This is a genomic window from Piscinibacter lacus, assembly GCF_016735685.1.
In the GTDB taxonomy this organism is placed as follows: Bacteria; Pseudomonadota; Gammaproteobacteria; order Burkholderiales; family Burkholderiaceae_C; genus Aquariibacter; species Aquariibacter lacus.
In genome coordinates this window covers 180754-195776 of the sequence record NZ_JAERRA010000002.1, presented here as the reverse complement: position 1 = coordinate 195776, position 15023 = coordinate 180754, and the positions used below count along the sequence as shown (strand labels likewise).

The window sequence follows — 15023 nt, the reverse complement described above, 5'->3', positions numbered from 1 at the left end:
CGATGCCGGGCGCTGCGCCGGCCACCGGATCAGGCCTTGTTGCTGCTGCTGTTGAGCATGTTGAGCTGCTGGGTCACATAGCTCGACAGGCCGCTGAGCTGGCTCATGCTGGCATCGAGCGCCTGGTACTGGCGCAGCAGCCGCGCCTGCACCTGGCTGACGCGGTTCTCCAGCCGCTCCTGCTCGTCGCCGTTGCGGTCCAGGCGGGCGCGCAGGCCTTCGCTGCGGCTGCTGAGCAGGCCGTCGAAGCCGGTCAGGCTGTCGGCCAGGTTGCGCAGCCTCAGGGCCAGGCCTTGGCTGCTGCTGTCGCCGGCCGTGCCGCTGGCGCCGAAGAGCTTGGCCAGCTCGGCCGGCTGGGCCAGGGCGGTGTCGAGCTTGGCACTGTCGATCTTGACCGTGCCGTCCTTCTGCACATCGAAGCCCAGGTCGGCGAAGCGGCTGAAGCTGGCCGAGGCGCTGCTGCTTTCGCGCAGCATGCTGCGCATGCGGCCGAGCAGGCTCACGGCCGTGCTGTCGCCCTGCAGGGTGCCGGCAGTGCTGGTGCCTTCGTCGTAGCGGGTCTGCGTGCGCAGGTAGTTGTTCAGGGCGTTGTAGGCGTCGGCAAAGGCCTGCACCGCGGCCTTCTGGCCGCCGCTGTCGCTGCTGACGCTGATCTCGGCCGGCGTGCTGGTGAGGGCCTGCAGGTTCAGGCTCAGGCCGGGGATGGCGCCGTCGAGCTGGTTGCCGGCCGATTCCACCGCCAGGCCGTTGACGGTGGCCAGGGCATTGGCGGCGGCCTGGGTCTGGCTCATGCCGCCGGGGTAGCCCAGGCTGGCGAAGGCACCGCTGGCGGCGCCGCCGGACAGGTCGCTGGCGCCGATCGTCATGGCCTGGGCCAGGCCGCTGCTGCGGCTGGTCAGGGTCAGGCGCGCGCCGTTCACGTCGCTGACGATGGCGGCATTCACGCCGGCTGCGCTGGCGTTGATGGCGTCGCGGATGTCGGCCAGCGTGGTGTCGGCCTCGCTGAAATCAAGCGTGGTCGTGTTGCCGCCGACGGTCAGGGCGAGCTGGCCGCTGCCCATCACCGCCTCGGCGCTGGCCTGGGCCGGCGAGGCCAGGCTGTGCGCCCGCGCAAGCTGCTGCACGCTGACGGTGTAGCTGCCAGCCGCCGCGCTGCCGCTGCCACTGACCTTGACAGCCGTGCTGTCGCTGCTGGCGCTGCTCTGCGCCCACAGGCCGGCGCCGGCCAGCTTGGCCGAGGCCTCGCGCAGCGTGCTCATCAGGCTGTTGACCTGACCATAGGCCGAGATCTTGGTCTGGATGCCCTTGGCCGCAGTCTGCAACTGGGCAATGGGCTGGCGCTCGATCGCGACGAGCTGGCTGACGATGGAACTGACGTCGAGCCCGCTGCCCAGGCCGGTGGAGGAGACGGTCGCCATGGTGGAAATCCTCGGGGGTGTCGCTGGGGCATCGGCGGCATCGGCGCCAACTTGAGACCAGGCCCGGCGCGCCGGCCGCATGCGGCCAGCGGGCCGGGCCCGGTGGGGTCAGGAGGGCGGGTCGCGCGCGGGGCGCGCTGCGGCTTCAGCCCTGCAGCAGCTTCAGCACCTGCTGCGGCAACTGGTTGGCCTGGGCGACCATGGCGGTGCCGGCCTGCTGGAGGATCTGCGCCTTCGACAGGTTGGCGGTCTCGGCGGCGAAGTCGGCATCCATGATCCGGCCGCGGGCGGCCGAGGTGGTTTCCACGCTGACCTGGAGCTGCGAGATCACCGCCTCGAAGCGGCTCTGGACGGCGCCCGATTCGGCCCGTGCGGTGTTGACGATGTCGAGGTCGGCATCGAGGTCGGCGATCACCGCGCTGGCGGCGGCGGCGGTGCTGATGTCGGCTGCGGCATAGGCGGTCAGCGCGGTCATGTCGAAATTGGTCGCGGCGGTCAGGGTGTCGGTGCCGTCGGCGCCGATCTGGAAGTCGGTGCTGGTGAAGCTGCCGTCAAGCAGGTTGATGCCGTTGAACTTGGCGTTGTCGGCCACCCGGGCGATTTCCTCGACGAGCTGGTCGGCTTCCGATTGCAGGTTGGTGCGGTCGGCATCGCTGATCGAGCCATTGGCCGACTGCACGGCCAGTTCGCGGATGCGCTGTAGGTTCTCGCCGATCTTGCCCATCGCGCCTTCGGCCGTCTGGAACAGCGAGATGCCGTCGTTGGCATTGCGCATCGCCACGTTCATGCCGCGCACCTGGGCATTCATGCGCTCCGCGATGGCCAGACCGGCGGCGTCGTCCTTGGCGCTGTTGACCCGCATGCCGGAGGACAGGCGCTGCATCGAGGTGGCGAGCGTCGACTGCGATCCGTTCAGATTGCGTTGCGCATTGAGCGACATCGTGTTGGTGTTGATGGTCTGGGGCACGGCAGCACTCCTAAGGGGTCACGTGGTGCGCCGGTGGCTCGGGCTGCCGGCGGAGAACGCGTCGCAGGAACGCGGTGAGGTGATTCTTCGGCCGCTGCCGCCCCGGGCATGCCATGAAAAACGGCGGATTCGGCGGCCATCTCGGGGCCGGCGAATCCGCCGTGGGGCCCGGCACGCGGCCGGGTGGTGGGCGTGGGCGGGCGGCTGCCTGGCCGGCCCGCCCGGGGCTCACTGCAAGTGGGCGATCAGGCCCCGGGCCTGTGGGGCCAGGGCCTGCGGGGCGGCCGGGGCCTGCGGCCACGGCGCCTCGGCCCGCAGGGCCGGCGGCTGCGCAGCCGGCAGGCCGGCCTGGCCACCGCCGGGGGCCGGCAGCAGGGGCACGATCAGCAGGGCCACGATGTTGATGATCTTGATCAGCGGGTTGACCGCGGGGCCGGCCGTGTCCTTGTAGGGATCGCCGACCGTGTCGCCGGTCACGGCGGCCTTGTGCGCGTCGCTGCCCTTGCCGCCGTGGTGGCCGTCCTCGATGTACTTCTTGGCGTTGTCCCAGGCGCCGCCGCCGGTGCACATGCTGATGGCGACGAAGAGGCCGGTGACGATGGTGCCCATCAGCAGGCCGCCGAGCGCCTCGGCGCCGAGCAGCAGGCCGACCAGGATGGGCACGACCACCGGCAGCAGCGAGGGGATCATCATTTCCTTGATCGCCGCGCCGGTCAGCATGTCGACGGCCCGGCCGTATTCGGGCTTGCCGCTGCCGTCCATGATGCCGGGGATGTCGCGGAACTGGCGCCGCACCTCCTCGACCACCGCGCCGGCCGCGCGGCCCACCGCCTCCATCGCCATCGCGCCGAAGAGGTAGGGGATCAGGCCGCCGATGAAGAGGCCGACGATCACCTTGGGGTTGCTCAGGTCGAAGCTCGCGGCAATGCCGCGCGCCTCCAGCGAGTGGGTGTAGTCGGCAAACAGCACCAGCGCGGCCAGGCCGGCCGAGCCGATGGCATAGCCCTTGGTCACCGCCTTGGTGGTGTTGCCCACCGCGTCGAGCGGGTCCGTCACGTCGCGCACGCTGTCGGGCAGATCGGCCATCTCGGCGATGCCGCCGGCGTTGTCGGTGATCGGGCCGTAGGCATCCAGCGCGACGACGATGCCGGCCATCGACAGCATCGAGGTGGCGGCGATCGCGATGCCGTAAAGCCCCGCCAGCCCATAAGCCGCCAGGATGGCCGCGCAGACGAAGAGCACCGGCCAGGCCGTGCTCTTCATGCTGATGCCGATGCCGGCAATGATGTTGGTGGCATGGCCGGTGGTCGAGGCCTGGGCCACATGCTGCACCGGCTTGTACTGGGTGCCGGTGTAGTACTCGGTGATCCAGACCAGCGCCGCCGTCAGCACCAGGCCGACGGCGCAGGCGCCCCACAGCCGCAGGTGGGTGCCCTCGCCCAGGGCATCGGCCGGCATGGCCAGCACGGTCACGCCGTAGAACAGCGCCAGCGACAGCAGGCCGGCGACCGCCAGGCCCTTATAGAGCGCCGGCATCACGTTCTTCATGCCCGGGCTGGCCTTGACCGCGTAGGTGCCGGCGATCGAGGCCAGGATGGACACGGCGCCCAGCAGCAGCGGATAGAGCGCGGCCTGCAGCGGCGCGGCCGTGACCAGCAGCGCGCCCAGCGCCAGGGTGGCGATCAGGGTGACGGCATAGGTCTCGAACAGGTCGGCGGCCATGCCGGCGCAGTCGCCGACGTTGTCGCCCACGTTGTCGGCGATCACCGCGGGGTTGCGCGGGTCGTCCTCGGGGATGCCGGCCTCGACCTTGCCGACCAAGTCGGCGCCGACGTCGGCGCCCTTGGTGAAGATGCCGCCGCCCAGGCGCGCGAAGATGGAGATCAACGAGGAGCCGAAGGCAAAGCCCAGCAGCGGCTTGAGCACCGAGGACAGGCTCTCGTCGGGCGTCAGCGCGCCATTGCCGGTCAGCATCCAGAAGAAGCCGCCCACGCCCAGCAGGCCCAGGCCGACGACCAGCATGCCGGTGATCGCGCCGCCCTTGAAGGCCACGTCCAGCGCCGGGCCGATGCCCTTGACCGCGGCCTGCGCGGTGCGCACATTGGCGCGCACCGAGATGTTCATGCCGATGAAGCCGCAGGCGCCCGAGAGCAGCGCGCCGACGACGAAGCCCACCGCACTCATCGTGTCGAGGAAGACGGCGATCAGCACCGCCAGCACCACTCCGACCAGGGCGATCGTGCGGTACTGCCGCCCCAGATAGGCCGCGGCGCCCTGCTGGATGGCCGCGGCGATCTCCTGCATGCGGGCATTGCCCGCGTCCTGGCGCAGGATCCAACTGCGCTGGATGAAGCCATAGAGCACTGCGGCAAGCCCGCAGACCATCACGAACCCAAGCGAACCGGAACTGGACATGAAGAAGTCTCCTGCCTCGTTGTCGATGTGGTGTGACGCGCCGCACCGCAGGCCGCAGGCCCGCGCAGGGGTCGCGAATCAATGTAGGGGACACCCTGGGGATGGACAACGCGGGTCGGCCCTGGGTCAGATCGACGCAAGCCCGGCCCCTAAAATCAGCAGGAACCCCTAGCGATTCCCTTTCCCCACACATCAACGAGCCCGCATGAGCCTGAACAACGTGACCCCCGGCGCCAAGGCGCCCGAGCAGTTCAACGTGGTCATCGAGATCCCGATGAACGCGGATCCGATCAAGTACGAGGTGGACAAGGAAACCGGCGCGATCTTCGTCGACCGCTTCATGACCACCGCGATGCACTACCCCTGCAACTACGGTTACGTGCCGCAGACCCTGTCGGACGACGGCGACCCGGTCGATGTGCTGGTGATCACGCCCTACCCGCTGACCCCGGGCGTGGTCGTCACCTGCCGTGCCATCGGCGTGCTGCAGATGGACGACGAAGCCGGTGGCGACGCCAAGCTGCTGGCCGTGCCCATCGACAAGATCCTGCCGATCTACACCCACTGGCAGAAGCCGGAAGACATCAACCAGATGCGCCTCAAGGCCATCCAGCACTTCTTCGAGCACTACAAGGACCTCGAAGCCGGCAAGTGGGTCAAGGTCAAGGGCTGGGAAGGCCCGGAGGCCGCCAAGGCCGAGATCGTCTCGGGCATCGCGCGCTACGCCGAAACCTCGAAAAAGTAATCCGTGGACAGGCTGCGGCCCGGGGGCGCAAGGCCCCGCGCGCCGCGCGCGGGGAACCGCTGGCTAGACTGCCGCATCGCAGGGTGTCCCGCCCTGTTGCTGACGAGCCTCTGCCCATGAGCCTGAGCCTGTTTCGGATCAATGGTCTGCGGCGCCTTCTGGGCGCCGCTTTGCTTTCCTGCGCCACCCTGGCCGGCGCCGCGCCCGCCGGCACCGCGCCGGCCCCGCTGCCGCGCGGCGTGAGCCTCGGCGCGGCGGTCGAGGGCATCACCGAGTACCGCCTGGCCAACGGCCTGCAAGTGCTGCTGGTACCCGATGCCTCCAAGCCGACCACCACGGTCAACCTGACCTACCGCGTCGGCTCGCGGCATGAGAACTACGGCGAGACCGGCATGGCCCACCTGCTGGAGCACCTGATCTTCAAGGGCACGCCGAAGAATCCCAATGTCTGGGCCGAGTTCAGCAAGCGTGGCCTGCGCGCCAACGGCACCACCTGGTTCGACCGCACCAATTACTTCGCCAGCTTCGCGGCCAACGAGGCCAATCTGCAGTGGTTCCTGTCCTGGCATGCCGATGCCATGGTCAACAGCTTCATCGCGAAGAAGGACCTCGACACCGAGATGACGGTGGTCCGCAACGAGATGGAGTCGGGCGAGAACAGCCCCGGCCGCATCCTCTACCAGAAGACCCTGTCGGCCATGTACGACTGGCATGCCTACGGCAAGGACACGATCGGCGCGCGGGCCGATGTGGAGAACGTCGACATCGGCCGCTTGCAGGCCTTCTACCGCCGCTACTACCAGCCGGACAATGCCACGCTGATCGTCAGCGGCCAGTTCGATGCGGCCAAGGTGCTGGCCTCGGTGGCGCGCGAGTTCGGCCGCATTCCCAAGCCCAAGCGCGCGTTGCCGCGGCTCTACACCCTCGATGCCGCGCAGGACGGCGAGCGCAGCGTCACGCTGCGCCGCGTCGGCGGCACGCCGCTGCTCTATGCGGCCTACCACCTGCCGCCGGCCGCTCATCCCGACTTCGCCGCCGCCGAACTGCTCGGCCTGGTGCTGGGCGATGGCAGCTCGGGTCGCTTGCAGAAGCAACTGGTCGAGGCCGGCCTGGCCGCGGCCATCGGCGCCGACACCCTGGCCCTGCATGACCCGGGCGTGGGCCTCTTCGTCGCCCAGCCCGGGCCCCAGCACGACCTGGCCCGCGCCCGCGAGGCGCTGATCGCCACCGTCGAGGGCTTTGCCGCCGAGCCGGTGCGCGAGGAGGAGCTGAACCGCGCCCGCGCCCAGTGGCTCAAGGGCTGGGACCAGACCTTCAGCAATCCGGAGAAGGTCGGCATCGCGCTGTCGGACTCGGTCGCCCAGGGCGACTGGCGGCTCTTCTTCCTGCTGCGCGACCGCGTCGAGCAGGTGAGCGTGGCCGACGTGCAGCGTGTCGCGACCGAGCGCCTGCTGCCCGCCAACCGCACCCTGGCCACCTACTTGCCGACCGAGGCGCCCAAGCGTGCGCCGGCGCCTTCGTCCGTCGACGTCGCCGCGCAGTTCCAGGGCTTCAAGCCGCGTGCGGCCGAGGCCGCCGCCGCCGCCTTCGACACCCGCCCCGAGGCCCTGGACCGCGCCACCACCCGCGGCCGGCTGCCCGGCGGCCTGCGCTATGCGCTGCTGCCCAAGCCCACCCGCGGCGCCGCCGTGCAGGCCCGGCTCACGCTGCGCTACGGCACGCTCGACAGCCTGAAGGGCCAGGGCGAGGTGCCGGGCTTCGTCGCGGCCCTGCTCGACAAGGGCACGCCCACGCTCAGCCGCGCCCAGATCCAGGACCGCCTGCTCGCGCTCAAGACCGAGCTGGCGATCAGCAGCCAGGAAGGCGCCGTCACCCTGGCCCTGCAATCCAAGCGCGACACCCTGCCCGAGGCCCTGGCCCTGGTCGGCCAGCTCCTGCGCGAGGCCAGCTTCCCGCCCGCCGTGCTGGAGGAATTGCGCGCCCAGGCCCTGTCGCAGATCGAGAGCCAGCGCGAGGATCCGGAGGCCCGCGTCGAGCTGGCCCTGGCCCGCCACGGCAACCCCTACCCGCGCGACGACCCGCGCTACGCCGCCAGCTTCGACGAATCGGTGGCCGATCTGAAGGCCCTGAAGGTCGAGGACCTGCGCGCCTTCCACCGCCGCTTCTACGGCGCCAGCCACGGCGAGTTCAGCGCGGTGGGCGACTTCGACCCCGAGGCCGTGCGCAGCGCCCTGGCCCGGGCGCTCGACGGCTGGGCCAGCGCCGAGCCGCAGGCCCGCATCCCCCTGCCGGCCGTGCCGGTGGCGCCGACCCGCCTGGTCGAGCGCACGCCCGACAAGCAGAACGCGACCCTGTCGGTGCGCCTGTCCGGCCTGGCCCTGACCGACCTGCATGCCGACTACCCGGCCCTGCTGGTCGGCAACCAGATCCTCGGCCTGGGCGGCAGCGCGCGGCTGTGGAAGCGCATCCGCGAGAAGGAAGGCCTGAGCTACAGCGTGGTCAGCTTCTTCCAATGGAACCCGGTCGATGCCAATGCGAGCTGGAAGGCCGAGGCCATCTTCGCGCCGCAGAACCTGGCCAAGGTCGAAGCCGGTTTCCGCGAGGAAGTGGCCCGGCTGCTGGCCGACGGCATCACCCCGACCGAGCTGGAGGAGACCCGCAAGGGCCTGCTGGCGGCCCGGGCGCTGCGCCGGGCGCAGGACGCGCAGCTTGCCGCCAGCCTGGCCGCGCAGCTCCACCTCGAGCGCAGCTTCGCGACCGAGGCGGGCGTCGATGCGGCCATCGCCCGGCTGACCGTCGACCAGGTCAACACGGCCCTGCGCCGCTGGCTGCAGCCCGAGCGTTTTGTCACGGCCGTGGGCGGCGATTTCAAGGATTGAGCCCGCCGCGCCCGCCCCGGCGGGCGGCTGCGGGCCGGGCGGAGACAATCGCCCCGTTTTCCCCGACCTGGCTTTGCCGTGCTGCCCTCTTCGTCCCCCGCTGAATCGACCCCGTCCCCCAGCCTGCCGCAGGCCGACGCCGACCGTACCGAGCCCCTGGGCGCGGCCCTGCCCGAGGCCCCGGCCGATGCGGTGGCGCAGCCTGAGGAGCCGGCCGAGCGGGTCGCGTCTTCGCCCACGGCCGAGTCGGTCCTCGCCCCGGTTGCGCAAGCCCCGGCCGCCGCGGGCGCCGACGAGCCGGCGGATGCGACAGCCGAGACCGCTGCCGCCGATGCAGTCGCCGCAACCGCAACCGCAGCCGCAACCGCAACCGCAGCCACCCCGCCTGGCATGAGCCTCGCCGCCTGCGCGAGCGAGCTGGCCACCCGCTTCCCGGCCGTCTTCACGCCGGGCCAGGCCCGGCCGCTGAAGCTGCGCATCCAGGCCGACATCCAGGCCCGGGCGCCGGGCGTCTTCGGCAGGAAGATCCTGTCGGCCTTCCTGCACCGCCACACCACGGCCACCGCCTACCTCAAGGCCCTGGCCAGCCAGCCCGAGCGCATCGACCTCGACGGCCAGCCGGCCAGTCCGGTCGATGCCGAGCACCGCGACGCCGCCGCGGCCGAAGTGCAGCGCCGCCGCGCCCGTCGTGCTGAGCAGCGCCCGCCCGCGCCGGGCCGCGTACCCCGCGCCGCCGAGGCCGTCGCCGGCGATGCCGCACCCGCTGCACCCGATGCCGCCGATGCCGCCGATGCCGAGCGGCCCGCCCGCCCGCCGCGCGGCCCGCGGCCCGAAGGCAGCCGCCGCGCCGGCCCGCCGGCGGGCGAGGCCGGCCCGCCCCGCGCACCCCGCGCCGAGGGCGAGTCCCACCCGCCGCGCGCACCCCGCGCCGAGGGTGATTCCCGCCCGCCGCGCGCCGACGCTGCCCCGCGCCCGCCGCACCCCGAAGGTGATCGGCGTGGTCCGCGCCCCGAGGGGGCAGCGCGCGGCCCGCGTTTCGAGGGCGAGCGACGCGGTCCCCCGGCCGAGGGCGGCCGCCGCCCGGCGGCAGCCGGTGCCCGCCCGCCGCTGCCGCGTCCGGACCGCGAGGGCCGCGGCCCGCGTCCGGATGGCGTCCGCAGCGCGCCGGTCGACCGGGCCGAGGAGACGCCGCGCGACCCCGCCCAGCTCGAACGCGCCAACCTGCTGCGCGCCTACGAAACGAGCACGCTGACGCGCGCGAACTTCTGCGCCCTCAAGCGCCTGGACGAGGCGACGCTGGAGGCCCAGCTCGCCCAGGCCCGCAGCGAGCGCGGTGCCCGCGCGCCGCGCCGCGGCTGAGCGGCCGGGCCGCGCGCTTGCACCCTCTCAGTCGGCTGCGGCCGGCCGGCCCTCGGCCAGAGCCTTGAAGACCCGGCGCTCGCTCAGCTCGTCGAGGTAGGCGGCCACGCCCGCGCCCTCGCGGTCGAGGAAGCGGGCGACTGCATCCGCAAAGCCCGGATGCGCCAGCCAGTGCGCACTGCGCGTGGGCACCGGCAGCAGGCCGCGGGCCATCTTGTGCTCGCCCTGGGCGCCGCCCTCGAAGCGGCGCCAGCCTTCGGCGATGCACCACGCGATCGGCTGGTGGTAGCAGGCCTCGAAGTGCAGGCAGCGCACCGGCTCGGTCGCGCCCCAGTAGCGGCCGTAGGCCACGCGTTGTGACGGGTCGAGCGCGATCAGCGCGCTGGCCACCCGCGTGCGGCCGCGCCAGGCCCGCACCAAGCGCCAGTGCGTGGGCAGGTGGGCGGCCATGTACGCGAAGAAGTCGCGCGTCAGGTAGGGCCGGCTGTGGTGCTCGGCATAGGTCTGGCTGTAGCAGCGGTAGAAGAAGTCCCAGTCGGCCGTGTCCATGTCCGGCCCGGCGACCTGGTCGAGCGTGACGCCGGCCTCGGCCACATAGCGCCGCTCCTGGCCGATCTTGCGGCGGCGGTCGCGGCTGAGGTGGGCCAGGAAGTCGTCGAAGTCGGCATAGGGCCGGGCCTCGGCCGGCGCCTCGGGTGCGGCGTCGCGGTTGTGCCAGTGGAACTGCACGCCGTGGCGGATCAGCCAGCCGGCCGCCTCGGCCGTGGCCTGGTCGGCCGGGTCGATGAAGAGCAGGTGGGCGGAGGATCGGCCGTCCTCGCGCGCCCGGTCTTCCAGCGCTCGCAGCAGGGCGGCCCGCGCCGCGGCGCTGCGCGCGAGCAGGCGGCTGCCGGGCACCGGCGTGAAGGGCGGTGCGCTCAGCAGCTTGGGGTAGTAGCGCTGGCCGGCGCGTTCCCAGGCCTCGGCCCAGGCCCAGTCGAAGACGTATTCGCCGTAGCTGTGGCTTTTCTCGTAGAGCACGCAGCCGGCTTCCAGCCGGCCGTCGGCGCGGGCCAGGGTCAGGAAGCAGGGCGTCCAGCCGGTGGCCGGCACCGCGCTGCCGCTGGCATGCAGGGCGTCTAGGTAGGCATGCTTCAGGAAGGGGCTGGGCGTGGGGCTGGCGGCGAGCAGCGCATCCCAGGCCTGGGCGGGCACGGTGTCGGGCCGCTCGTGCACGCGCAGGGTGAGCGGGCCGGGCATGGCGTCTGCATCGTCCGGGGGCGGCCCGCCCTGGCCCGCGGCCTGCGGCCCCGCCGCCGGCCTGGCCGAGGGGGCGGGGCTACCATGCCGGGCTGCTTCCGCCGCGGTCGGCGGGCGCCGCTTCTCGTCCTCGCGCGCCTTGTTCTCGTCCATGTCCCTGCCTTCGCTCGCCTTCGCGCTGCTGCAATTCAACCCGGTGCTCGGGGATCTGGCCGGCAATGCCCGCCGCCTGGAGGCCGCCGCGCGGGCGGCGCATGCGCGCGGCGCGACGGTGGTGCTGGCGCCCGAGCTGGCCCTGTGCGGCTACCCACCCGAGGACCTGCTGCTGCGGCCGGCCTTCCTGGCGGCCTGTGCAAGCACGGTGCAGGCCATGGCCGCCGACCTGGCCGACTGCCCCGGGCTGAGCCTGATCCTCGGTCATCCGCAGCCGCTTGACCGGGCTGGGGCTGTTCGCGGCCGTTCGCTGCAGCGCCAGCCGGCGATCAATGCCGCCGCGGTGCTGGCCGGCGGCCGGGTGCAGGCCCTCTACGCCAAGCGCGAGCTGCCCAACTACCAGGTCTTCGACGAGCGGCGCTACTTCGTCGGCGGCCGCGAGCTGGGCCTGGGCCCGGTGCTCGTGGAGGCCGGCGGCCGGCGCCTGGGCCTGCTGATCTGCGAAGACGCCTGGTTCGACGAGCCGGCCGAGGCCGCGAAGGCGGCCGGCGCCCAGGCCCTGCTGGTGCTGAACGCTTCCCCCTACCACCGTGGCAAGGCCGCCGAGCGCGAGGCCCGCATGGCCGAGCGCGCCCGGGCCGTGGGCCTGCCGCTGGCCTATGCCCACGGCGTGGGCGGGCAGGACGAGATGGTCTTCGACGGTGCGTCCTTCGTGCTCGACGCGGCCGGCACGGTGCAGGCCCGCGCACCGGCCTTCGTGGAGGGCACGCTGCATGCCGCCTTCGACGGTCCGGCCGATGCGCCGCAGCCCCGCCCCCTGGCCTTTGTGCCCGCCGAGGCCGGTGCGACGCTGCCCCCCGAGGCCGCCGCCGGCCGGGCCACGCTGCCGGGCGAAGAGGCCGAGGTCTGGGCCGCCCTGGTCACCGGCGTGCGCGACTACGTCGGCAAGAACGGCTTCCCGGGCGCCATCCTGGGCCTGTCGGGCGGCATCGATTCGGCCCTGGTGCTGGCGATTGCCGTCGAGGCCCTGGGCGCCGACCGGGTGCGCGCGGTGATGATGCCCTCGCCCTACACGGCCGACATCTCCTGGCTGGATGCGCGCGACATGGCCGAGCGCCTGGGGGTGCAGTACGACGAGATCGCGATCGCGCCGGCCATGGCGCGCTTCCGCGAGGCCCTGGCTTTCGACTTCGCCGGCAAGCCCGAGGACGCGACCGAGGAGAACCTGCAGGCCCGCATCCGCGGCACCCTGCTGATGGCCTTGTCGAACAAGGGCGGCCGCATCGTGCTGACCACCGGCAACAAGAGCGAGATGGCGACCGGCTACTGCACCTTGTATGGCGACATGGCCGGCGGCTTCGCCGTGATCAAGGACGTGGCCAAGACCCTGGTCTGGCGCCTGGCGCGCTGGCGCAATGCCGAGGCCGTGGCGCGCGGCGAGGTCGAGCCCATCCCCGAACGCATCATCACCCGCCCGCCCTCGGCCGAGCTGCGGCCCGACCAGTGCGACCAGGACAGCCTGCCGCCCTACGAGGTGCTCGACGCCATCCTGGCCCGCTACATGGAGGACGATGCCTCGATCGAGCAGCTTCTGGCCGAAGGCTATGCGCCGGCCGATGTTGAGCGCGTCACGCGGCTGATCCAGCTCAACGAGTACAAGCGCCGCCAGGCGCCGATCGGCATCCGCATCACCCACCGCGCCTTCGGCCGCGACTGGCGCTACCCGATCACCTCGAAGTTCCGGGCCTGATCGGGGCGTCCGGTCCCCGCACCGGTGCATCGCGGGCGGCCTGACTACACTGGGCGCCATTCGTTTTCGGACCCTGGAGACCCGCCCCATGAAACAGATCACCGCCGTCATCAAGCCCTTCAAGCTCGAAGAGGTGCGCGAGGCGCTGGCCGAGGTCGGCGTGTCCGGCCTGACGGTGACCGAGGTCAAGGGCTTCGGCCGCCAGAAGGGCCACACCGAGCTGTATCGCGGCGCGGAGTACGTGGTCGACTTCCTGCCCAAGGTGAAGGTCGAGGTGGTCGTGCGCGCCGACGATGTCGAGCGCTGTATCGAAGCCATCGTCAAGGCCGCCCGCACCGGCAAGATCGGCGACGGCAAGATCTTCGTGACCGAGGTCGAGCGCGTGGTGCGCATCCGCACCGGCGAAGTCGACGAATCGGCGATCTGAGGCGGGCCGAAGGTCAAGCCAGGGCCGGACCGCTCAGATCCGGTCCAGCTCCAGCGGCGGCCGGCCGGGACGGTCGCCTGCCTGCCGGTGCAGATGGTCGAGCAGCGACTCGATCTGCGTGTCCACCGTCAGCAGGGCCCGGGTGGCCGGGCCAACAAAGCCCTGGGCCACGGTCTGGTCCAGGAAGCCGAGCAGGCTGTCGTAGTAGCCGGCCACATTGAGCAGGCCCAGCGGCCGGTCGTGCTCGCCGAGCTGGCGCCAGGTCCAGACTTCGAACAACTCCTCCTGCGTGCCGATGCCGCCCGGCAGGGCCAGGAAGGCATCCGCCGCCTCGGCCATCGCCTGCTTGCGCTGGTGCATGGACGACACGACGCGCAGCTCGCTCAGCCCGGTGTGGCCGACCTCGCGCTGCTGCAGCGAGACCGGGATCACGCCGAAGACGGTGCCGCCCGCGGCCAGCGTGGCATCGGCCACCACGCCCATCAGGCCGATCCGGCCGCCGCCATAGACCAGACGCCAGCCCCGCCGACCCAGCGCCGTGCCCAGGGCCTGGGCGGCGGCGCGAAAGCGCGGATCCTGCCCCGCCCGCGAGCCGCAGTAGACGCAGAGGCTGAAGGGCGCGGCCGGGGCAGGCGTGGGCAAGGTCATCATCGCGTCGCTCAGACCATGAAGCGGTGCCAGAGCGCCGCACCCCAGATGCCGCCACACAGCAGCAGGCTCATCAGCACGGCGGCGCTGGCCAGGTCCTTGGCGCGCTTGGACAGGTCGTGCAGCTCGTAGCTGACGCGGTCGATGGCGGCCTCGATGCCCGAGTTCAGCAGCTCGACGATCAGCACCAGCAGCACCGAGCCGACCAGCAGCGAGACCTCGACCCAGCCCTGGCCCAGCCAGAAGGCGGCAGGCAGCAGCACGGCAGCGCTCCAGGTCTCCTGCCGGAAGGCGCTTTCGCCGCGGTAGGCCAGCTTCAGGCCGTCGATCGAGTAGCCGAGTGCATGGCGCAGCCGGTCCAGGCCGGTGCGGCCCTTGTGGGGGTTGCTCATGGCGCGCGATGGTAGTCGCGGCCCTGTGACGAAGGGTTCCGCCGGGCTTCAGGCCGCGGGCAGGTCCGGGCGGGTGTCGACCAGGCGGGTGCCGCTCAGCAGGTCGTGGGCGAACTGCCGCTCGGGCAGCCAGCGGCTCAGGCCGCCGTAGACCAGCACCCAGGCCGCGAGGCTGAGGCTGGCGCTGCCGCCGGCCGTCCAGCCCATCGCCCAGCTCAGGGCCAGCGGGGGCAGCACCCAGATCCAGCTCAGCACGAAGCGCAGCAGGGCCTGGCCCAGGCGCGGGCGGCCGCCGTCGCGGGCCACCAGGCGCAGCCGCCAGGTCTGCATGGCCAGGGTCTGGCCCCCCTTGCGCCAGAAGCCGACGAAGTAGGCCGCCAGCACCAGGAAGGCCCAGGCTTGCAGGCCGCTGCGACCCTCCAGGCCGTGGCGCTGGCCGGTGATCACCGCATAGAGGAAGCCGGCGAACATGGTGACGGCGAAAAGCAGCACCGCTTCGTAGAGCAGCGCAGCCAGGCGGCGGCGCAGCGGCGGGGTGGGGGGCAGGGCCATGGGCGAGGGGGCCGGCGCGGCAGGGGCCGGACTCGGGCGGGAGGGAAGGCGGAGGGAGGCCCGCGGCGTCCGGTCGCCC

Annotated in this window: 12 protein-coding genes; 5 read left to right on the top strand and 7 right to left on the bottom strand. The window is 72.2% G+C overall.

Annotated features, from left to right (window positions below; genetic code table 11):
- Positions 1-29: 29 nt before the first annotated feature.
- The 3 genes from fliD to JI742_RS11170 form a co-directional block, all read right to left on the bottom strand.
- On the bottom strand, positions 30-1418 hold the full coding sequence (gene fliD / locus JI742_RS11180) for a flagellar filament capping protein FliD (RefSeq protein WP_201826899.1): 1389 nt from the start codon (positions 1416-1418) through the stop codon (positions 30-32).
- Positions 1419-1563: 145 nt separating this feature from the next.
- Entirely contained in the window at positions 1564-2385 is an 822-nt protein-coding gene (locus JI742_RS11175; protein ID WP_201826897.1) for a flagellin N-terminal helical domain-containing protein, read from the bottom strand.
- Between the two features lie 228 nt (positions 2386-2613).
- The gene (locus JI742_RS11170; RefSeq protein WP_201826896.1) at positions 2614-4800 is read right to left on the bottom strand and encodes a sodium-translocating pyrophosphatase; all 2187 of its coding nucleotides are present in this window, start codon (positions 4798-4800) and stop codon (positions 2614-2616) included.
- A 205-nt stretch (positions 4801-5005) separates the two neighbouring features.
- On the opposite strand from JI742_RS11170, the gene ppa reads away from it, so the two are divergent.
- The 3 genes from ppa (at position 5006) to JI742_RS11155 (ending at position 9783) form a co-directional block, all read left to right on the top strand.
- Positions 5006-5545, top strand: a complete 540-nt coding sequence (ppa, locus tag JI742_RS11165; RefSeq protein ID WP_201826894.1) for an inorganic diphosphatase — start codon at positions 5006-5008, stop codon at positions 5543-5545.
- 116 nt (positions 5546-5661) lie between these two features.
- On the top strand, positions 5662-8424 hold the full coding sequence (locus JI742_RS11160; RefSeq protein ID WP_201826892.1) for a M16 family metallopeptidase: 2763 nt from the start codon (positions 5662-5664) through the stop codon (positions 8422-8424).
- 78 nt (positions 8425-8502) lie between these two features.
- Entirely contained in the window at positions 8503-9783 is a 1281-nt protein-coding gene (locus JI742_RS11155) for a ProQ/FINO family protein (protein WP_350309670.1), read from the top strand.
- Between the two features lie 27 nt (positions 9784-9810).
- On the opposite strand, the gene JI742_RS11150 is transcribed toward JI742_RS11155, so the two are convergent.
- A complete protein-coding gene (locus JI742_RS11150) occupies positions 9811-11022 on the bottom strand; it encodes a GNAT family N-acetyltransferase (protein ID WP_236677053.1) in 1212 nt (403 codons plus the stop codon).
- Positions 11023-11173: 151 nt separating this feature from the next.
- Here JI742_RS11150 and JI742_RS11145 point away from each other — a divergent pair, with 151 nt between their 5' ends.
- Both JI742_RS11145 and JI742_RS11140 read left to right on the top strand, forming a co-directional pair.
- Positions 11174-12925 carry an NAD+ synthase gene (locus JI742_RS11145; protein WP_201826888.1) on the top strand — a complete coding sequence of 584 codons (1752 nt, stop codon included), beginning with the start codon at positions 11174-11176 and terminating at the stop codon, positions 12923-12925.
- Between the two features lie 88 nt (positions 12926-13013).
- Complete coding sequence (locus tag JI742_RS11140) at positions 13014-13352, top strand: P-II family nitrogen regulator (protein ID WP_201826886.1); 339 nt, start codon at positions 13014-13016, stop codon at positions 13350-13352.
- A 33-nt stretch (positions 13353-13385) separates the two neighbouring features.
- On the opposite strand, the gene JI742_RS11135 is transcribed toward JI742_RS11140, so the two are convergent.
- From JI742_RS11135 to JI742_RS11125, 3 genes are read right to left on the bottom strand one after another with little or no spacing between them, the layout of a single operon-like run.
- Positions 13386-14000, bottom strand: coding sequence for an LOG family protein (locus JI742_RS11135; protein ID WP_201827902.1), 615 nt, complete (start codon positions 13998-14000; stop codon positions 13386-13388).
- 11 nt (positions 14001-14011) lie between these two features.
- Positions 14012-14392 (bottom strand): diacylglycerol kinase, encoded by a 381-nt coding sequence (locus JI742_RS11130; RefSeq protein WP_201826884.1) that lies wholly within the window; start codon positions 14390-14392, stop codon positions 14012-14014.
- Between the two features lie 48 nt (positions 14393-14440).
- A complete protein-coding gene (locus tag JI742_RS11125; RefSeq protein WP_201826882.1) occupies positions 14441-14944 on the bottom strand; it encodes an RDD family protein in 504 nt (167 codons plus the stop codon).
- Between the last annotated feature and the right edge of the window lie 79 nt (positions 14945-15023).

Excerpts from the sequence above, each read along its gene's own strand:
- JI742_RS11145 (WP_201826888.1), top strand. The coding sequence starts at position 11,174 with ATGTCCCTGCCTTCGCTCGCCTTCGCGCTGCTGCAATTCAACCCGGTG.
- JI742_RS11150 (WP_236677053.1), bottom strand. The coding sequence starts at position 11,022 with ATGCCCGGCCCGCTCACCCTGCGCGTGCACGAGCGGCCCGACACCGTG.
- JI742_RS11140 (WP_201826886.1), top strand. The coding sequence starts at position 13,014 with ATGAAACAGATCACCGCCGTCATCAAGCCCTTCAAGCTCGAAGAGGTG.
- JI742_RS11160 (WP_201826892.1), top strand. The coding sequence starts at position 5,662 with ATGAGCCTGAGCCTGTTTCGGATCAATGGTCTGCGGCGCCTTCTGGGC.
- JI742_RS11170 (WP_201826896.1), bottom strand. The coding sequence starts at position 4,800 with ATGTCCAGTTCCGGTTCGCTTGGGTTCGTGATGGTCTGCGGGCTTGCC.
- JI742_RS11125 (WP_201826882.1), bottom strand. The coding sequence starts at position 14,944 with ATGGCCCTGCCCCCCACCCCGCCGCTGCGCCGCCGCCTGGCTGCGCTG.
- fliD (WP_201826899.1), bottom strand. The coding sequence starts at position 1,418 with ATGGCGACCGTCTCCTCCACCGGCCTGGGCAGCGGGCTCGACGTCAGT.
- ppa (WP_201826894.1), top strand. The coding sequence starts at position 5,006 with ATGAGCCTGAACAACGTGACCCCCGGCGCCAAGGCGCCCGAGCAGTTC.
- JI742_RS11130 (WP_201826884.1), bottom strand. The coding sequence starts at position 14,392 with ATGAGCAACCCCCACAAGGGCCGCACCGGCCTGGACCGGCTGCGCCAT.
- JI742_RS11135 (WP_201827902.1), bottom strand. The coding sequence starts at position 14,000 with ATGACCTTGCCCACGCCTGCCCCGGCCGCGCCCTTCAGCCTCTGCGTC.